Source organism: Streptomyces tubbatahanensis (genome assembly GCF_022699385.1).
Classification (GTDB): Bacteria; Actinomycetota; Actinomycetes; order Streptomycetales; family Streptomycetaceae; genus Streptomyces; species Streptomyces diacarni.
The window spans coordinates 3,269,438-3,287,838 of record NZ_CP093846.1 but is presented as its reverse complement, the minus strand read 5'-3'; the positions used below and the strand labels follow the sequence as shown (position 1 = coordinate 3,287,838).

The 18,401-nt window shown below is 72.4% G+C and carries 17 protein-coding genes; 7 read left to right on the top strand and 10 right to left on the bottom strand.

Annotated elements, in window-relative coordinates:
- The first annotated feature begins 33 nt into the window (after positions 1-33).
- Positions 34-942 carry a putative RNA methyltransferase gene (locus MMF93_RS14030; protein WP_242751621.1) on the top strand — a complete coding sequence of 303 codons (909 nt, stop codon included), beginning with the start codon at positions 34-36 and terminating at the stop codon, positions 940-942.
- Between the two features lie 252 nt (positions 943-1,194).
- Here the strand turns inward: MMF93_RS14030 and MMF93_RS14025 are convergent, their stop codons facing one another.
- The 3 genes from MMF93_RS14025 to MMF93_RS14015 form a co-directional block, all read right to left on the bottom strand.
- A complete protein-coding gene (locus MMF93_RS14025; protein WP_242751620.1) occupies positions 1,195-1,749 on the bottom strand; it encodes a hypothetical protein in 555 nt (184 codons plus the stop codon).
- A gap of 270 nt (positions 1,750-2,019) precedes the next feature.
- Positions 2,020-2,340 carry a DMT family transporter gene (locus MMF93_RS14020; protein WP_274709539.1) on the bottom strand — a complete coding sequence of 107 codons (321 nt, stop codon included), beginning with the start codon at positions 2,338-2,340 and terminating at the stop codon, positions 2,020-2,022.
- 17 nt (positions 2,341-2,357) lie between these two features.
- Complete coding sequence (locus MMF93_RS14015) at positions 2,358-2,969, bottom strand: DUF1269 domain-containing protein (protein ID WP_242751619.1); 612 nt, start codon at positions 2,967-2,969, stop codon at positions 2,358-2,360.
- A 231-nt stretch (positions 2,970-3,200) separates the two neighbouring features.
- On the opposite strand from MMF93_RS14015, the gene MMF93_RS14010 reads away from it, so the two are divergent.
- Positions 3,201-3,941 (top strand): ACP S-malonyltransferase, encoded by a 741-nt coding sequence (locus MMF93_RS14010; RefSeq protein WP_242751618.1) that lies wholly within the window; start codon positions 3,201-3,203, stop codon positions 3,939-3,941.
- A 36-nt stretch (positions 3,942-3,977) separates the two neighbouring features.
- Here the strand turns inward: MMF93_RS14010 and MMF93_RS14005 are convergent, their stop codons facing one another.
- Positions 3,978-4,541 carry a GNAT family N-acetyltransferase gene (locus tag MMF93_RS14005; RefSeq protein ID WP_242751617.1) on the bottom strand — a complete coding sequence of 188 codons (564 nt, stop codon included), beginning with the start codon at positions 4,539-4,541 and terminating at the stop codon, positions 3,978-3,980.
- A gap of 129 nt (positions 4,542-4,670) precedes the next feature.
- Between MMF93_RS14005 and MMF93_RS14000 the strand changes: the two genes are divergently transcribed.
- Positions 4,671-5,474 (top strand): exodeoxyribonuclease III, encoded by an 804-nt coding sequence (locus tag MMF93_RS14000; protein ID WP_242751616.1) that lies wholly within the window; start codon positions 4,671-4,673, stop codon positions 5,472-5,474.
- Between the two features lie 193 nt (positions 5,475-5,667).
- Here the strand turns inward: MMF93_RS14000 and MMF93_RS13995 are convergent, their stop codons facing one another.
- From MMF93_RS13995 to MMF93_RS13985, 3 genes are all read right to left on the bottom strand, one after another.
- Entirely contained in the window at positions 5,668-6,510 is an 843-nt protein-coding gene (locus MMF93_RS13995) for a MerR family transcriptional regulator (RefSeq protein ID WP_242751615.1), read from the bottom strand.
- A 194-nt stretch (positions 6,511-6,704) separates the two neighbouring features.
- Entirely contained in the window at positions 6,705-7,163 is a 459-nt protein-coding gene (locus tag MMF93_RS13990; RefSeq protein ID WP_242751614.1) for a DUF6640 family protein, read from the bottom strand.
- 209 nt (positions 7,164-7,372) lie between these two features.
- Complete coding sequence (locus tag MMF93_RS13985; protein WP_242751613.1) at positions 7,373-8,476, bottom strand: FAD-dependent monooxygenase; 1,104 nt, start codon at positions 8,474-8,476, stop codon at positions 7,373-7,375.
- Between the two features lie 363 nt (positions 8,477-8,839).
- On the opposite strand from MMF93_RS13985, the gene MMF93_RS13980 reads away from it, so the two are divergent.
- The 4 genes from MMF93_RS13980 (at position 8,840) to MMF93_RS13965 (ending at position 13,525) form a co-directional block, all read left to right on the top strand.
- A complete protein-coding gene (locus tag MMF93_RS13980; protein ID WP_242751612.1) occupies positions 8,840-9,541 on the top strand; it encodes a TetR/AcrR family transcriptional regulator in 702 nt (233 codons plus the stop codon).
- 476 nt (positions 9,542-10,017) lie between these two features.
- Positions 10,018-11,631: a flavin-containing monooxygenase gene (locus MMF93_RS13975; RefSeq protein WP_242751611.1), complete on the top strand. Its 1,614-nt coding sequence runs from the start codon at positions 10,018-10,020 to the stop codon at positions 11,629-11,631.
- Positions 11,628-12,638, top strand: coding sequence for an alpha/beta fold hydrolase (locus MMF93_RS13970; protein ID WP_242751610.1), 1,011 nt, complete (start codon positions 11,628-11,630; stop codon positions 12,636-12,638). Before MMF93_RS13975 ends, MMF93_RS13970 begins: the two co-directional genes overlap by 4 nt.
- Positions 12,635-13,525 carry an SDR family oxidoreductase gene (locus MMF93_RS13965; protein ID WP_242751609.1) on the top strand — a complete coding sequence of 297 codons (891 nt, stop codon included), beginning with the start codon at positions 12,635-12,637 and terminating at the stop codon, positions 13,523-13,525. Before MMF93_RS13970 ends, MMF93_RS13965 begins: the two co-directional genes overlap by 4 nt.
- Before the next feature lie 159 nt (positions 13,526-13,684).
- Here the strand turns inward: MMF93_RS13965 and MMF93_RS13960 are convergent, their stop codons facing one another.
- The 3 genes from MMF93_RS13960 to MMF93_RS13950 all read right to left on the bottom strand — a co-directional run bounded on the left by MMF93_RS13960 (position 13,685) and on the right by MMF93_RS13950 (position 18,268).
- Positions 13,685-13,873 (bottom strand): hypothetical protein, encoded by a 189-nt coding sequence (locus tag MMF93_RS13960; RefSeq protein WP_114024529.1) that lies wholly within the window; start codon positions 13,871-13,873, stop codon positions 13,685-13,687.
- Positions 13,874-13,980: 107 nt separating this feature from the next.
- Positions 13,981-17,316, bottom strand: coding sequence for a S41 family peptidase (locus tag MMF93_RS13955; RefSeq protein ID WP_242751608.1), 3,336 nt, complete (start codon positions 17,314-17,316; stop codon positions 13,981-13,983).
- A gap of 538 nt (positions 17,317-17,854) precedes the next feature.
- The gene (locus tag MMF93_RS13950; RefSeq protein ID WP_242751607.1) at positions 17,855-18,268 is read right to left on the bottom strand and encodes an SsgA family sporulation/cell division regulator; all 414 of its coding nucleotides are present in this window, start codon (positions 18,266-18,268) and stop codon (positions 17,855-17,857) included.
- Positions 18,269-18,401 lie beyond the last annotated feature (133 nt).

Genomic DNA, 18,401 nt, shown 5'->3' with positions numbered 1-18,401 from the left:
CTGGCAGGCCGTCCGCTGTCCGAGAGAGCCCCGATGTCCGAACCGCCGATCGCCGGCCAGGAAACCGCCCGCCGTGACGTCAGCGCCTGGCGTCGTCCGTGGGAGGCGCTGGCGGGCAGCGTCGTCCGGTGCCCCGTCTGCCGGGGGCCGCTCGATGTGACGGAGCGGTCGCTGCGGTGCTCCGAACGGCACACCTTCGACGTGGCACGCCAGGGATACGTCAGCCTGCTGTCCGGCGTGAAGCGCACGGTCAACGCGGACAGCGCGGACATGGTGGGGGCCCGCACCGGCTTTCTGGCCGCCGGGCACTACGGGCCGCTCACGGAAGCTCTCGCTCGGACCGCTGCCTCGTTGGGCCTGCCCGAGGGGAGCACGGTTCTCGACGCGGGGGCCGGTACGGGGCACTACCTCGCGGCCGTGCTGGACGCGCTGCCGGGCGCCGTGGGGCTGGCGTTGGACACGTCGCAGTACGCGCTGCGCCGCGCCGCGCGGGCGCATCCCCGGGCGGGCGCGGCGAGCTGGGACGTCTGGCGGCCGTTCCCCGTCGGTGACGGGCGGGTGGACGTCGTCCTCAACGTGTTCGCCCCACGCAACGGCGCTGAGTTCCACCGGGTGCTGCGCCCTGGGGGAGCCCTGCTCGTCGTGACACCGACCCCGCGGCACCTGACCGAACTACGGGAGCGGCTGGGCCTGCTGGAGATCGACCCGGAGAAGGAAGAGCGCCTGGAGCGCACCCTGACCGCACGTTTCACGAGGGAGCGCACGGAAGCCCTGGAGTACACCGTCGAGCTGTCGCGGCAGGACGTGGAAAACCTCGTCCTCATGGGGCCCTCCGCACGCCACGTCGAACCCGACGCGTTGCGGGCACGCGTGAGCGCGCTGCCCGAGACCGTCCGGGTCACCGCCTCCTTCGGGACAGCCCTCTACCGGGCGCAGCCGTGAGAGTGCCGGGGGTGCGCTGCGAGGAGAGAGGCACCCCGGGGCGCGCACGAGCGCCGCTGTGCTGTCGGGACGGTCGCGCGCGGGTCACGCGCCGGCTCTACAGGCGCGCTCAGCGTGCAACGGACGACAGTGCGCACAGCGCACAACGGGCGACAGTGCGCTCAGCGTGCAACGGGCGACAGCGTCCACTCTGCGCACTGTGCGGACGGTGCGCACAGTGCGCAGAGCGCTTGGCGGCGATCCCCGGCAGGGCTAGCAGCCGCCGCAGTTGTAGTAGGTGACGTCCCAGTGGTTGCCCTCGCGGTAGTAGACGTTTCCGGAGCCGGACTTCCACTTCGAACCGCCGATGGAGGTGAAGGTGCCGGTGATGTAGTTGTCGAGGCAGCTGGAGAGCGACATGTCGAGCTTGTAGCCGTTCCAGTGGCTGTACGTGCCGGAGGCGTGGCCCGTCTCCGTCCCGCCGGTGAGACGGACGGCGCAGCCGGACGCGCTCTTCAGGGTGATCGCTCCGTCCGCCGTCTGTGAACGCAGTCCGTCGAACGAGGTGCAGGTCGGGGTGTTGCGGTCCGAACAGCCGCCGCTGGAGGTCCAGGTGACGCCCGCGCCACGGAACTTGGCGGTGGCCTGCGCGTGCGTGAGCTTGGCGAGGAGCTGGGGGGCCGCTGCGGCGGGCGGCGCGGAGCTGCGGGACACGTCCGTGGGGGACGCTCCCGCAGCCGCCTGTGCGCTTCCCGCTCCGGTGAGCGTCAAAGCGGCGGCTGCGGCGGTCCCGAGGAGCGCGGTGAGAGCACGGCGTGTGGGGGTCATGGGCCTGCCTTTCGGAGTGGGGCGGCGGGCGGGCGAGGCGGGACAGCAGCCGGCTGCCGTCCGCCGGTCCCCTGGCTGGAGAGGGGCGGGACGGTGGTGCGCGGGCGTCAACCTAATGAGCTGGCAGGGACATGTAAAGAACCCGCAAAAATGGTGTGACCTCTGGCGGAGAAGGCCGCCTGCGCCACCGTGGCGGACTGCCTCGGCAGGGCACGCCGACAGGGGCGCTCCGTCGCCCGCCGCAGTCGTCTCCGTCGCGCCGTGGCGGCCTCAGTGGAGCAGCTTCAGCCCCACCACTCCGCCGACGATGAGCAGCAGACACAGCAGCCGCCCCACCGTCGCCGCGTCGCCCAGCACCGCCATCCCGTAGAGCGCGGTACCGACCGCGCCGATCCCCACCCACACCGCGTACGCCGTGCCGAGGGGGATCTGCGACACGGCGTAGGACAGTCCCGCCATGCTGGCGGCGAGGGCGACGAGGAAGAGGAGAGAGGGCCACAGGCGGCTGAAGTTCTTCGACGCCTCGAGAGCCGTCGCCCACAGGGTCTCCAGGCACCCCGAAACGATCAGTACGCCCCACGCCAGGCCCATGCTCTGCTCCTTCCGTGCTATCGCCGCCACCAATGCTCCTCCCTGCCGCTCTCCCGCGCGCTTTCGCCCTCCCCCGAGGGGCCGGCCTCGTGTCCGGTGATCGGCCCCGTGGGGGCGTCCGACGCGTTCTGCGGTACCTGCGGACTCGACAGTGTGTCCTCCAGGTCCCTGCGGACCCGGGAAGCCAGGTAGCGGCTCACTCCGGGCCCCAGAGCCGCGTCGGCCGGATCGGTGGACTCCTCGTCGAGGTCCGCCACCACCACGGTGCTGCCCGGGGGGATCTCCGCCGTCAACTCCTCCAGGCCCTCGTTCGTCTCGATCACCCGCCGCGCGTCGTGTCCGCCGCCGATGAGGCCGCCCGCGCCGAATCCCAGCAGCGCCCCCGCAGGGCCGCCCATCAGCCCCACGAGGGCACCGATCAGACCGCCCACGGCGAACCCCGTGGCCGTGCCGGTGTTGTCCACCTCGCCGACGATCTCCGCCGCCCCTTCCGCGTCCCGGCCGATCACGCGCGCCTCGCGCAGCGCGACCGTTCCGGCGCGGTGCGCGGCCTCCAGCCTGTCGAGCGCACGCAGCGCCGCCTGGGTGCCGCGTTCGGTGAAATCGGCGAACACGATGTATTCCGTCATACGCCCACCATCGACGTTCCGTGGACGCTCGGCATCCGCAGCGGGCGGCGGCGGGACGGCGGGACGGTGGGACGGTGGGGTGGCGGTCAGGGCGTAGGAACACCTGGCGGGGCGACGGAGCGGCGGCCGCCCGAGGGACGATGAGGGGACAGGGCGACGAGAGGGGGGCCGGGACAGGGTGTGTGGGAGGGGTGGCTGGCATAGCGGGGCCGGGAGAGAAAGGGTGGCCGCATGAACGTCGCGTTCCTCTTCCCCGGTCCCGGCTCACTGCGGCCGGGCACGCTGCACCGGTTGCCCGACACCGCCGCGTCGGCGACCGTACTGGCCGAGGCCGAGTGCGAGCACCCCGGAGGGGTCGCGGAACTCGACACCGCCGACGCGCTGGCCTCCTCCGAGGTGGCACGGCACGTCTGCCTGCTGATCGCCGGTGTGGCCGGGGCTCGCGCGCTCATGGAGGACGAGGAGGTGCGGCCCGGTGTGGTGGCGGGACACGGGGCCGGCGTCTTCGCCGCCGCCGTCGCCGCTGGGCTGCTCACTCTTTCGGAGGCACTGCGGGCGGTCCGGATCCGCGCCGAACTGCTGGAGCGCGCGGAGGAGCCCCCGCACGACCTGGGCATCCGCATGGCACAGCATCTGGCCACCGTGCGGCGCCGCCCGCACGAGCTGCCGTACGTGACGTGCACCGGCGGGAAGTGCCTGACAGGCGACGCGAACGGGGTCTTCGACGATCTGGCCAGATCAGTCGCCCTGCCCGTGCGCTGGACGGAGGTGGTCACGACGCTGCGGGAGAGCGGCGCGCGGCGCTGGATCGAGATGCCGCCGGGGCGCGCCCTGACCGCTGCCCTGGGGGACGCCGAAAAGGGCTCTGTGCGGGCGGCCTCGATGGAGGATCTGGGCATCGCGGTGGCGGCGGAGTTCGCCAGGGGCGAGCCGGAGACGCCCACCGTGGACCACGTTCCCGAAGAAGGCTGACGCCCCGGGTGAACGCATCAGGTCAACGAACCGGGTTCACACAGAGGACCGGGTGCCCGAAGGAGGGCCGCCCAGTGACTTCTCGAAGCACCGGCTCTCCTCGTGGAACCGGTAGTGCCCGAACTTCTCGCGCGCAGGTCCGTAGCCGGAAGAGGTGTACAGGGCGATGGCCTCCGGCTGGTGCACGCCGGTTTCCAGCACCATGCGCGTCCGCCCCGCCTCGCGGGCATCGTCTTCGAGCAGGGCGAGGATGCGCCGCGCCAGTCCGCGTCCACGCGCCTCGGGCACGACGTACATGCGCTTGAGCTCGGCGTCACCGTCCGCGTAGTTCTCCCCGTCCCCGTCGGCATCGCCCTCGTCACCGCCGCCGTCGCCCGCCGCGCGGGGGGCGCCCATGGCCCGCCAGCCGCCCGTGGCGACCGGCTGCTGCTCGTCGTCGTAGGCCAGGAGATACAGGCCGCGCGGGGGCCGGAACATCGCCGGCGCCAGCGGGGTCGCGTCGCCTTCCGGGTCGCCGTAGCGCTGCGTGTACTCCTGGAGCACGAGGTCGTTGAGTTTCCGTGCGTCCGGGTGGTCGAAGGGGACGGGAACGATCTGCATACGGGAATCGTAAGCGGACACCGTGACCACCGCGGGCGTCAGCGGCCACGGGCCGGAGCTCCTGCCCCGTGGGGGCCGGGGCCTGCCACGTAGGGTGCGGGTAGTCCGGAAATCCACGGGGAGCACGTTTTGCGCAAGGTGAGCACGGTCAACGTCAATGGGCTGCGGGCCGCGGCCAAGAAGGGCTACGTGGAGTGGCTTGCGGCCACGGAAGCGGACGTGATCTGCCTCCAGGAGGTCAGGGCGGAGCCCGAGCAGCTGCCGGAGGCGGTCCGGTCCCCCGAGGGCTGGCACGCGTTCTGGGCGCCCTCGTCGGCCAGGGGGCGGTCGGGTGTGGCGTTGCTCACGCGGCGCGAGCCTGACGCCGTACGGGTGGGGTTCGGTGTCTCCGAGTTCGAGACCTCAGGGCGTTACGTGGAGGTCGATCTGCCGGGCGTGACCGTCGCCAGCCTCTACCTGCCCTCGGGCGAGGTCGGTACGGAGCGGCAGGACGAGAAGGAACGCTTCATGACGGCTTTCCTGCCCTACCTGTGTGACCTCAGGGAGCGGGCGGCGGCGTCCGGGCGTGAGGTACTGGTCTGCGGTGACTGGAACATCGCGCACCAGGAGGCCGACCTGAAGAACTGGCGCGGCAACAAGAAGAACTCGGGGTTCCTGCCCGAGGAGCGGGCCTGGCTCTCGCGGGTGTTCGACCCCGAGGACGGCGGCTACACGGACGTGGTCCGCTCGCTGCACCCCGAGGTGGCGGGGCCCTACTCGTGGTGGTCGTACCGGGGGCGGGCCTTCGACAACGACACGGGCTGGCGCATCGACTACCACGTCTCCACGGCTGGGCTGGCGGAGCGCGCGCTGAAGGCGTACGTCGAGCGTGCTGCCACCCACACGGAGCGGTGGAGCGACCACGCTCCGGTGACGGTCGACTTCGGCCCCTGATGGTGCCGATGCCTTGAACACTCCGGACGTCCCTGGCGTCCTGGATGTCCCTGGCGCCCCGGACGTCCCTGATTTCCCTGACGTCGTGGCCGCCCCGGAGGCCCGGGGCGTCCTGACGCCCCACTGCCGGTCCAGCGGCCCTTCCCGACGTGCCTTCTACCCCGGTAGCGGTCCGTCCCCAACGGGGAAGTGCCTAGCTCTCGGATCCGTCCGCGCGGTCGCGCTCTTCCCGCTCCGTGCGGTGGTCACTCAGCCAATCCTCCAGCTCCGCCCGTACCCGGCGGTCCAGGGCGAGGCCCAGTTCGGCTTCGACGATCTGTCTGGCGGAGGGGGCGACGCGGGTGAGGAGGTCGTTGAGGGCGGCCGGGTCGCTGCTCTCCTGGCGGGGGAGAAGGTGGGTGCGGAAGAGGCGGGCGAAGAGGGCGGCGATCTCGTCGGTGCGCTCACGCAGTGCGCGTCCTGCCTCCAGTACGTCGGCCAGGGGGATGCCTTTGGCGACGAGTTCCGCCGACCCGTCGAGCAGACGGCGGCTGGTGTGCACGAACTCGTCGCCGTCGATGGCGACGTAGCCGATGTCCAGGGAGGCGGCCAGGTTGTCGACGGTCACCTGGCCCTGGAAGTAGTCGGCGAGTTCCTCCGGGGTGAGGCGGACGGGGGTCTCCTCGGAGAAGGGGGTGACCACGGCGGAGTCCAGGCCCATGACCTCGGCGGCGGAACGGGCGTCGCGGCCCTTCTCGAAGGCGTCGAGCAGGTCGGCGATGCCGCCGAGGGTGTGGCCGCGTGAGAGCAGCGCGGTGATGCTGCGCAACCGGGCGAGGTGGTGTGCGTCGTACCAGGCGATGCGGCCCTCGCGGCGCGGCGGCGGAAGCAGTTTGCGTTCGCGGTAGAAGCGAAGCGTGCGGGTGGTGATGCCGGCCGCTGCTGCCAGTTCGTGGGCGCGGAACTCCCGCTCGGGCGGGGTGGATCCGCCGCCTGCGGGGCTGGTGCGCCGGCTGTCCGGCTCGTCCGTCGTGTGTTGCTCGTTCGCGCTCGCCACGTGCCACAGCCTAGGGTGTTCCGTTTGGATTCGGCTGGGTCAGGTAGCGGGTCCGGCGGGGTCCGAACGAGAGGCTCGCGCAGAGGCTCGCGGGGCCTGCTGGATCCCCCGGTCGAAGGCCGACGGCCGCCGGCCTGTCCGCGCTGCACACGGCCGGCCTTCCGCCCCGTCCACGTCCTCGGGGGAGGCGGAGTTCAGTCGGCGGCTTGTCGTCCGGTGGTGGGGCGTGTGGGCGTGCGCAGTGTCGCCGCTGTCGCGGCAAGCAGGACCAGGGTGAGGACGAGGGCCATGACGACCTGGCCGTGCACCCCGAGGACGAAGAGCGTTCGGGTGGAGAACTCCGGGTCGTAGGTGGCGGTGCCGGGGAACAGCAGTGCGCCGATCATGCTGAGCCAGGGGGTGGCCAGGATCGCGGCGGCGCACAACAGCCGACCGCGGGGGTTGCGGCCCTGCCGGAGGGAGAGGGCCAGGCCGATGAGGCCGAGGAGCACCGTCATCAGCATGTACTGGGCGTCGTGGAACTTGGCGTGGGGCGGCCAGCCGGGGTTGAAGGCGTGCTGGGCCGCCAGGTCGGGGATGACGAGGTCGGCGAGCACGGCGCTGACCGTGGTGATCGCTCCGACAAGGGCGATCAGCAGGCGCGGGAGGGGCATGAGGAGGGCCTCTCGTGGTTCGTTGTGTCCCGGGGACGGCGCGCTTTCGCGGAGCCGGGGCGCGCTGTCGCGGAGCCGGGGCGCGCTTTCGCGGAGCCGGGGCGCGCTTTCGCGGAGCCGGGCGGAGGGAGTCTTCCCGAAGGTGACTTGTCAGGGCGTCGGGGGTGGGGTGCGAGAGCGTCGGGGCGTCAGGGCGTCCGGGGTGGGGGTCAGGGCGTCCAGGTGTAGGCGTCGGTGACCGCGCGGCTGAGGAGGGCGTGGGGCAGGAGGGGGAGAGCCGCGTCGCGCAGGGTGGTCAGGGGTGCGGACCTCCAGTGCGCGGGAGCGCCGGCCTGCCGGGAGCGGCGGGCGATCGTCTGGGTGCGCGGTCTGCGGACGCGGTCGTATTCCCGCAGCCCCGCACCCACGCCGAGAGTGTCCACGGACGCGGCGAGGGTGACCGCGTCCTCGAGCGCTTGGCAGGCGCCCTGCCCCAGGTTGGGCGTCATGGCGTGCGCGGCGTCTCCGATCACCGCCACCGTGCCGGAGACGTAGGCGGGCAATTCCGGCAGCTCGTACGTGTCGTGCTGCAACACCGCGTCCTCGTCCGCGAGGGCCAGGAGTTCGGGGATGGGACAGTGCCAGTGCGCGAAGCGTTCGCGCAGCCGGTCCAGGTGGGTGCGGGAGCCGGAGGGGGCGTTGGCCAGCGCGTAGCAGTAGACGCGGCCGTCCGGCATCGGTACGTGCCCGAATCGCTCACCCCGGCCCCATGTTTCCACGCTCCCCTCGATGGGCTGGGGTGGCGTGAGGAAACGCCAGGTGGTGTACCCGACGTAGCGCGGGCCGGGAATGTGCGGCCAGAGGGAACGCCGTGTCGCGCTGTGCACGCCGTCGGCGCCCACCACGAGATCCGCGGTGGAGGTGCCACCGCTGTGGCGGACCGTCCCATCGGGCCGCACGTCGCGCACCTCGGTCCCGGCTCGCAGCGCCTGCGCGGGCACGGCCGCGCGCAGGAGGTCGACCAGGGCGGCCCGGTGCACGGTCGCCCACTGGCCGAAGCGGCGTTTGAGGCCGTCGATGTCGTTGCGGATCAGCCAGCGCCCGTCCGCACAGCGGATGCCCGCCGGCGGATCGGCCGGCCCGCCGGAACGCAGGGATTCCCCGAGGCCCAACGTGTCCAGCGCGCGCAGGCCGTTGGGCTGGAGTGACACACCCGCCCCGATCTCGGTGAATTCAGGAGCGCGTTCGAGCACCTCCACCTGCCAGCCACGCTGGTGGAAGGCGACGGCCGCGGTCAGCCCGCCTATGCCGCCCCCCACGATGACCGCCTTCATCGCCGGGCCCCCCGTGCGGTCGTCGTGTCCTGGGGTCGGCGCGCGTCGCGGCGGACGTGGGCGGACCTGGACAACCCCCACCACACGGCTGTGACGAGCAACAACACCACGAAAAGGATCCACAACCAGTGCTCCACACCCACTCCTTAGATGGTCTAGGCTGGCTTAGAGATGATAAGGAACCATAGGTGTCATAGGATGTCAACAGAGCGAACGGTCCACAGGGCCCGGCGCCAACGGCCAACAGGCCCCAAGCCATCGGTCCACAGGGCCCGGCGCCAATGGCCAACAGGCCCGAAGGCATCGGCCGGCAGGGCTCGAGCCAACGACCGGCAGGGTCAACGGAGTGACTGGAGGGGCGAGATGGCCGCAGAAGCCAGCAGCAGACGGCAGAGGCTGCGCCGGGCGACCCTCCAGGAGATCCATACGGCGGCGCGCAACCTCCTGGTCGAGCAGGGCTCGGCTGCGGTGACGATCAACGCCGTCGCCAGGCAGGTGGGCATGAGCGGCCCGGCCCTGTACCACTACTACGCCGGCCACGACGCGTTGGTCGGCGCGGTGACTGCGGACTTCTTCCACGAGTTGGCCACCGCCATGGAACACGCCCGTGACGCCCACGCCGCCGCGCCGGTCGGCGAGCGCATCCTCGCGGTCTGCCGAGCCATGCGCGCCTGGGCGAGCACCCACCCCGCCGAGTTCGGCTGGATCTTCGCCAGTCCGATCGCCCCGCCCAACCGGCAGCCGGACTCGGACCGCCACCAGGCCGGGCAGCGTTTCGAACACGTTCTGCTGGACCTGACGGTCGAGCTGTGGAGGACGCGACCTTTTCCGGTGCCCGAACTGGCCGACCTTCCCGAGTCACTGCGCGAGCAGCTGACCGCGTACTCCGCCGGCATCGACGGGCGCCTGCCACCCGAGGCCGCGCACGTCTTCCTGTCCTGCTGGACCAGGCTCTACGGCCTGCTGTGCATGGAGGTCCTGCATCAGCTGGACTTCGCCTACTCCGACCTGGAACCCGTCTTCGAAGAGTGTCTGCGCGACCTGGCCGACGTCCTCGACCTGTAAGGGGCGTCCGCGGGCCGCGGCTGAGACGTCCGAGAGCGCCCGCCGGGCGAAGTCGTCATGCGGTCGAGTGCGGGGTGGGGTCTCAGCCGGTCCGAGCGCCCCAAGGCCCCGGCCGCCCACTACGGCAACGCGCCCGCCACCAGCGAGCCGTGCCCGCCCCTGCCCGCCCAGGACTCCAGCTGCCATGACTGCGGCTGCCATGGCTTCGGCTGCCATGACTGCGCGGCCGCAGCCAGGTGTCGCCCGCCGTCCGGCGACCCGGTGCGACCGCCGGTAACTTTCTCCCCGCCGCCCCCTACCCATGAGTATGCGGCTGCTCTACTCTCAGACCGTGCCAGTGATTACTGGCGCGGTTCGCGGTGCGTGCGACACCGCACAGCGCGCAGCACTCGACACGCAGCACGCAGCACAAGGCACACAGCACACGGCACACAGCGCTCAGCGCACGGATGCGACAGATCTCGGGAGGCGGCGGCATGGCGGCCGAGCACGAGCAGGAGCACGTACGGGTGGCGGTGATCGGCACCGGATTCGGCGGCCTGGGAGCCGCCGTGCGGCTGCGCCGCGCAGGGGTGACGGACTTCGTCCTCCTGGAGCGCAGGGGGGCCGTCGGCGGTACCTGGCACGACAACACGTATCCCGGGTGTGCGTGCGACATCCCCTCGCACCTGTACTCGTTCTCCTTCGCGCCCAATCCGGAGTGGCCGCGCAGCTTCTCACCCCAGCCGGACATCCGCGCCTACCTGGAGCGCGTCACCGACACCTTCGGGCTGCGCCAGCACATCCGTTTCGACACCGAGGTCCAGCAGATGACCTGGGACGCGGAGGAGCTGCACTGGCGGGTGGAGACCTCCCGGGGTGCGCTGACCGCCGACGTCGTCGTCTCCGCGACGGGGCCGCTCTCCGAGCCCAAGCTGCCCGACATCCCCGGCCTCGACTCCTTCGAGGGCAAGGTCTTCCACTCGGCCACCTGGGACCACGGCTACGACCTGCGCGGCAAGCGCGTCGCGGTCATCGGCACCGGGGCCTCGGCCATCCAGATCATCCCCGCCATCCAGCCCGTGGTCGGCGAACTGACCGTCTTCCAGCGCACTCCCGCCTGGGTGGTGCCGCGCAACGACCGCCGCATCACCAAGGCCGAGCAGAAGCTGCACGCCCGCTTCCCGGCCACCCAGAAGCTGCGCCGCCTCGCCCTGTGGGGAGTGCACGAGCTGGAGACCCAGGTCTTCGCCAAGTACCCGAAGCTGCTGCCGGCCGTGGAGAAGCTCTCCACGCTGCACATGAAGCGCGCGGTCAAGGATCCCGGGCTGCGCAGGAAGCTGACACCCGACTACCGCGTCGGCTGCAAGCGCACGCTCGTGTCCGACGACTACTACCCGGCGCTCGCGCAGCCCAACACGCACGTCATCGACTCCGGGCTCAAGGAGATCCGCGGCAACACGCTCGTCTCCGCCGACGGGCGTGAGGCGGAGGTCGACGCGATCGTCTTCTGCAGCGGCTTCTACGTCTCCGACATGCCGGTCGCCGATCTCGTCAAGGGCGCTGACGGGGAGACGCTGGCCGAGTCCTGGGCCGAGGACGGCATGAACGCGCTGCGCGGAACGACGACGACGGGCTTCCCCAACTTCCTGTTCGTCATCGGTCCGAACACGGGCCTGGGCACCAGTTCGATGATCCTGATCATCGAGGCCCAGCTCAACTACCTGGTCGACTACCTGCGCAAGCTCGACACCCTCGGCGGCGGGGACAAGGCGGCGCTTGACGTGCGGCCCATCGCCCAGCACACCTACAACGCCAAGCTGCGCGAACGCATCAGCTCCAGCGTGTGGGAGACCGGCTGCACCAGCTGGTACCTGGATGCGCAGGGCCGCCCGGTGGCCGTGTGGCCCGGCACCACGGCCGAGTTCCGCAAGATCACGCGGGAGGTGTGGCTGGAGGAGTACGAGGTGCTGCGGCGGTCCGGCGCCGGAAGGACGGGTGCGCGCCGCAAGGCGCCGCTGCTCGCCGGAAGCGTCAGCAGGGGTGCGGCCGCCCACGCCTTCCACACGGCGGAGGACATGCCGGGCCACGCACGGGAGGACGCACGATGAGCCGCCTGACCACCACGACCGACGGACTCACGGGGCGCTACGCGCCGCCCACGCCGGCGCGCGAGGTGACCGCGCGCTCCGGGGACGGTGTGACCTTCCCCGTCGAGATCCACGGCCGCGACAGCGACCCCGCGGTCGTCCTCTCCCACGGCTGGACCTGCTCGACCCTGTTCTGGGCTCCGGTCATCCGCGAACTGACCGCCACGGGGCACCGCGTCGTCGTCTACGACCAGCGCGGGCACGGCCGCAGCCCTGCCGCCGCGACCCCCGCGGTCTACAGCACCGCGATGCTCGCCGACGACCTGTGCGCCGTCCTCGACGCCGCGCTCGCACCGGGCGAGAAGGCCGTCATCGGCGGCCACTCCATGGGCGGTATGACGCTCATGGCGGCGGCGGGCCGCGCGCAACTGCGCTCGCACGCAGCCGCGCTCATGCTGTGCAGCACCGGCGCCCAGCACCTGACGGGACAGGCGCGCGTGATCCCGTTCCGCTCCGAGCGGCTGCGCCACCACGCCCACCGCGCACTGCTCGGCTCCAGCGCCCCCCTCGGCCCGGTCACCGCGCTGACGCGCAAAGCTCTCGCCTACGGCACGCTGGGCCCGCGGCCGGAACCCGCCACCGTCGAGGCGACCGCGCGCATCGTGCACGCCTGCCCGACGGGCGTACGGGCCGCGTGGGGAGGGGTGCTCGCCGGGCTCGACCTGTCGGCCAAGGTGCCGCACCTGGACGCGCCCACCGCCGTCGTCATCGGCACCCACGACCGGCTCACCCCCCTCCCGCACGCCCACCGGATGGCCGCGCTGCTGCCCGACTGCACGGGCGTCCACCGCCTGGAGCGGCGCGGCCACATGACGCCGCTGGAGGAGCCGGAGACGGTCAGCGAGGTGCTCGCCGGGCTCGTCAGCCACCACCTCACCGCTGCCGTCGCCCCGCACGCCGCCACGGCCGCCGCCGCGGACGCGGCCACGCACGCAGCCGCCGCCACGACGAAGGAGAAGAGCGCATGACCCGGGTCAGGCTCGAGGGACAGGTCGCCGTCATCACGGGTGCGGCACGCGGCGTGGGCGCGCTGCTGGCCCGCAAGATGGCCGCACGGGGCGCGAAGATCGCCCTCGTCGGTCTTGAGCCCGACGAGCTGAAGCGGGTCAGCGACTCCCTCCACACCGAATCCGCCTACTGGCACGCCGACGTCACCGACCACGAGGCCATGGCCGAGGTCGCCCGCGAGGTCAAGGACCGCTTCGGCAAGGTGGACATCGCCGTCGCCAACGCGGGGGTCGCCACCGGCGGTCCCTTCATGGACTCCGACCCCGTCTCCTGGCGCCGCGTCATCGAGGTGAACCTCATCGGGGGCGCCGTCACCGGACGCGCCTTCCTGCCCGTCCTGGCGGAGTCCCGCGGCTACTTCCTCCAGATCGCCTCACTCGCGGCCATCACGCCCGCGCCGATGATGACGGCCTACTGCGCCTCGAAGTCCGGCGTCGAGGCCTTCGCGCACAGCCTGCGCGCCGAGGTCGGCTACAAGGGTGTCGGCGTCGGCGTCGGCTACCTGAGCTGGACCGACACCGACATGGTGCGCGGGGCCGACGCCGACGACGTGATGCGCGACGTGCGGCAGCGGCTGCCGTGGCCCACCAACAAGACCTACCCGCTGGGTCCCGCCGTCGACCGCCTCGTCGACGGCGTCGAGCGCCGCTCGCCCCACGTGTACGGCCAGTGGTGGCTGCGCGGCATGCAGGGCATACGCGGGTATCTCGGGTCGCTCATCGGGGGCCCGCTGGGGCAGCGCGAGATGAAGGCCGTGGCGGGCCGCATCGAGGCGGCGGGCGGGGTGGCCACCGGCCTGGTGGGGGCGGGCGGAGAGGCGGACGAGAAGTCCCGCGCCTCCCGCTAGCGGTACTGCCCTCGGGCCGGCTTTCGCTTCCCTCTTCGCCGGGCGCCGGGCGCCGGGCGCCGGGCGCCGGGCGACGGGGGCCGGGCCCCCTGCCTGCCTGGCTCCGGGGGCCCGGCCGCACCCGTCACGAGAAGGGGCGCGGGGTAGCGGTGCGAGGGCTTACTGGTTGCCCTTGTCCCGCTTCTCCTGCCACTCCTGCGCGCGGTCCTGCGCCTTGTCCTTCATCTCCTCGCCCTTCTCGCGGACCTGCTGTCCGCGGTCGTCGGACGACTTCTCACCGGAGCTCTTCTCCTTGCCCTTGTGCTGGAGCTGCCCCATCTTGTCCTTGAACTGGTCTGCGAGGCCCATCGGTACTCCTTCGGTGTTGTCCTGAAGGGCTCCTTCCACCCTCGCACGCCGGTGCGAATAGTGCATTCCGCGCCAAAAGGGGCATCGTGTCGGAGGTGGCGGCCGTCTCAGGGACGAGGCGGCAACGGCGGCCGCGACCGGTCCGGAACGTCCCCGTAGCCGGGCGGCGTGCGGGCGGGATGCCGCTCCAGCAGGTCGAGCGCGGTGGTCACGGCGGTCCCCAGGACGGAACTGCGCCCCTCGGCCCAGTCGAGGGGCGTGCGCAGGACCTCGATGTCCGGGTCGACGCCGCGGTTCTCGACCGACCACCCGAAGCCCTCGAACCAGGCCGCGTTCATGGGCACGGTGATCACCGTGCCGTCGCCGAGCCGGTGCCGCCCCGTCATGCCGACGACGCCGCCCCAGGTGCGGGCGCCCACGACGGGGCCGAGGCCGAGCTGGCGGAACGCGGCGATGATCATGTCGCCGTCGGAGGCGGTGGCCTCGTCGGCGACGGCGACCACGGGCCCGCGCGGCGCGTTGCTTGCGTAGGAGACGGGCTCGGCGTTGCGGGTGAGGTCCCAGCCGAGAATGGTGCGGGTCAGCTTCTCCAGGACGAGCTCGCTGATGTGGCCGCCCGCGTTGCCCCGCACGTCCACGATCAGCGCGGGCCGGGAGACCTCCAGGCGCAGGTCGCGGTTGAACTGCGCCCACCCGGAACCGCCCATGTCGGGGATGTGCAGGTAGCCGCACTCCCCGCCGCTCAGCTCGCGGACCACCGCGCGGCGGCGGGCCACCCAGTCCTGGTAGCGCAGCGGGCGTTCGTCGATCAGCGGGACGACGGCGACCCGGCGCGGACCCGCCTGCTCCAGGGTCAGCTCGACAGTGGTGCCGCCCGCCGCGGCCAGCAGCGGCGCGGGACCGCTGTGCAGGTCGACGGGGCGGGCGTCGACGTGGGTGAGCAGCGCGCCCTCGCGCACGGGTGAGGCGGCCAGCGGGGAACGGGCGCGCGAGTCGGAGGAGTCGCCCGGCAGGATGCGGCCGATCTGCCAGTCGCCCTCGGGGGTGCGGATCAGGTCGGCGCCGAGGAAGCCGATGGGCCGCTGGTAGTGCGGCGGGCCCTCGTCGCGCCGCGCCGGGGTGACGTAGGCGTGCGAGGTGCCGAGTTCGCCGAGGACCTCGCGCAGCAGGTCGGCGAACTCGTCGGGCGAGGCGACGCGTTCGACCAGCGGGCGGTACTGGTCCAAGACGGCGTCCCAATCGACCCCGCTCATGCCCGGATCCCAGAAGTACGCCCTGATCAGCCGCCCGGCCTCCGCGTAGGCCTGCCGCCACTCGGCGGCCGGATCGACGTCGTGCAGGACGCGGCGCATGTCGATGTAGGTGGTGCTGTCGGAGTCGGCCTGCTGCTCGGCCGGGACGACGCGGAGTATCCCCTCGTCGGCCACGACCAGCCGGGTGCCGTCGCCGCTCAGCGCGAACCAGTCGATGTCGCTGGTCAACTCGGTGCGCTTGGCGGTGGTCAGGTCGAAATGCTCCAGCGTGGGCCGGCCCGAGGTGTCGGCCGGGTTGACGAACGTCTCGCCCAGGGCGCCCGAGATGGGGAAGCGCAGCCAGATCAGCCCGCCGCCCGCCACCGGACACAGCGCCGTGTACTTGGACGCGGTCACCGGGAAGGGCGTCACGCGGTTCGCCAGGCCCTCCGCCTCCACGAGCACCGTCACCTCCGGCCCGTCCTCGTCACCGCCCGCACCCACCCGGTCCTGCGGGTCGAGTCCGCCGGCGGCGGGGCGGCCCTCCGGGGTGAGCGCGAAGGGTGAGAGCGTCGCCGACGCCAGCGGCACCAGATAGGGGCGGCAGCCCAGCGGGAAGGAGAGATCACCCGTGTGCACGTCGTAGACCGGATCGAAACCGCGCCAGGACAGGAAGGCGAGATAGCGCCCATCCCGGGTGAAGACGGGCTGCTCGTCCTCGAACCGCCCGTCCGTCACGTCGAGGATCGTCCGCTCCGCCTCCGGCCCCTGCCAGTCGGCGACCTTCGCCAGCCTGATGCAGGACAGCGACCGCCCCACCCCGGGGTGCGCCCAGGCCAGCCACCGCGAGTCGGGGGAGAAGGCGGGATCGTGCACGGGCCCGTTGTGCGACCGTACGACCTCGGTGATCGCGGCCTCGGGCGCGGAGGTGTCCTCGTCGAGGTCGGGAACGTCGACGATCAGCAGCCGCCCGTCGTGCGCGACGACGGCGAGCCGCTCCCCCGAGGGAGCGGCCACCAGTTCGAGCACCCGGCCGAGCCGCCCGCCGGCCACCCGGTAGGCGGGCCGCTGCCGGGAGGCGCGGGGAAGGTCGGCGATCTCGATGGCGTCCTCGCCGTCCGCGTCCGTGACGTAGGCGATCCGGCCGGTGCCGCCCAGCATCTCGGGCAACCGCGACCGCACCCCCGGGGCGTCGGCGATGGCCCGCGCGGGACCGTCGCGATGCGTGAGCCAGTACAGGCTGCCGCGCACCGCCACCGCGCTCGCCCGCCCCGTGTGATCGACGGCCAGCCCGTCCAGGTGCGCGCTCGCCGGCACCTGGTAGGGGCGCCGCCCGGTGCGCTGTCCGCCCAGCCGCACGTCGAGCCGGCGCGGGCGAGCCGTCCGCGCGAAGTCGTCGACCAGCCACAGCTCGCCCGCGCACTGGTAGACGACCCGCCGCCCGTCGGTGGCGGCGTGCCGGGCGTAGAAGGTGTCGTGATCGGTGTGGCGGCGCAGGTCCGAGCCGTCGGGAAGGCAGGAGTACAGGTTGCCGACGCCCTCGTGGTCCGAGAGGAAGGCGACCCGCCCGCCGACCAGCATCACCGCGTCCAGGTGCCCCTCCAGGCCGGGCAGCAGCCGCTCGCCCTGCAACCACATCCGCCCCGTGGCGCCGCCCCGGTACCGCTTCCAGCTCGCCGGCTCGTGCGGAGGCGTACCCGTCAGCAGCAGCGTGCGCCGCTCGCCCTCCTGCTCGGCGACGGCGATGTCCGAGACCGGCCCCCACGGCAGCCTGCTGCCAGGACAGGGGGCGTCCGGACGGCCTGCGGGCGGCCCGTCGGGGCCCTCCACGGGGATGCGGTAGGACCAGGCGCGGTGCGCGAACGGTTCGCCGTGCGAGGCCACCGCCAGCACGTCACCCTCCGGGGTCCAGCCGCACACCCGCGTGTCCGTGGCGCCCCAGTACGTCAGCTGCCGCGCGGGGCCACCCTCCACCGGCACCAGATGGACCTCCGGGTCGAGACTGCGCCACGTGGTGAAGGCGATGCGGCTCCCGTCCGGGGAGAAGCGGGGATGGCCGACGCGCGTGCGGTCGACGGTCAGCCGCCACGCCCGCTCGGACGGTTCCCCCGCCGCGGGCAGCGCGGCGAGCCACAGGTCGTCTTCGGCGACGAAGCAGAGGTGGTTGCTGTGCAGGTGGGGGTAGCGGAGGTAGGCGGCGTCGTCGGTCATCCCTCCTATGGTTCGGGCCACGGGGGCCTTCGGCAAGTCGTGACATGACGCCCTCGCCATCGCCGATGCCTCGGGGCTGCGCCCCCTGCCCCCCTCGACATGGTCTTCCCCTTCTTTCGCTGAGGTGCCCTCGGCCGTGGTTGGGGGCTCCGCCCCCAAACCCCCGGGCCTCGCCGGCCGGGCGTTGGGGCGGCTCCGCCCCCCAACTGCCCCCCGCTACGGGGGGCTCCGCCCCCCCTAGGAGCCCCCTGGAGGAGAGCCAGTTCCCCTCTAGCGTGAGTCGGCCCAGCACTGAGGTTCTGTGGTGCTCTCTTGTGTGGGGGTCCTGGGGGCGGAGCCCCTTGGCGGGGGTTCCTAGGGGGGCGGAGCCCCCGTAGCGGGGGGCCTTTGGGGGGCAGCGCCGCCCCAAAGCCTCCCCGGCGAGGGGCCGGGGGTCTGGGGGGCGGAGCCCCTCAGGGAGAGAGCAGCCACTCGGGGGTGGGCTGGCCCCACTGGTAAAGGGGGAGGTATGGGGGGCCCGCCCCAGGAGGAGCGGAGGTCACACTCCGCGGAGCAGAGAACGAAACCCCTCTTCCAGATCGAGGAAGCCACTCTCGCACCCAGCGGGAACAACCGCGTACGACCTTTGCAAGAACGCGGACAGGTCCGCACTGGAGAACTCCAGAAGGGCCACCCCTTCCCCCGCGTGCAACTCGATCACGGTCCGCTCCTGCCCGAAGGGGCACACGTGGACGTCCCCTTCCCCGGCGGGCCCGCACGCCCCCTGGGCGAGGAGGTCGCGGGAGAAGGTCCAGGTGACCTCCTCGCCGTCGAGGGATATGTCGGCGGGGAAGACGAGGTGCACGGCGAGCGGGTCGGCCGAGTCGTAGCGAAGAGCGGGTGTCAGGGGACGGGTGGCGGGCGGCCGGGTGATCAGTTGGGCCGGCACGGTGCGGGTGATGACCTGTGACACGTCTGCTCCTCTGGGTCGGGGACTCCCGGTCCGCTCATCGCTCGGGCCGGGTTGCCCCTTCGCCCTGTCAGACGCGTGGGACGGCCGGTCAGTCACCCGGGGGGCCTGGTGAGCTCTGCCACAGCGTCGGACT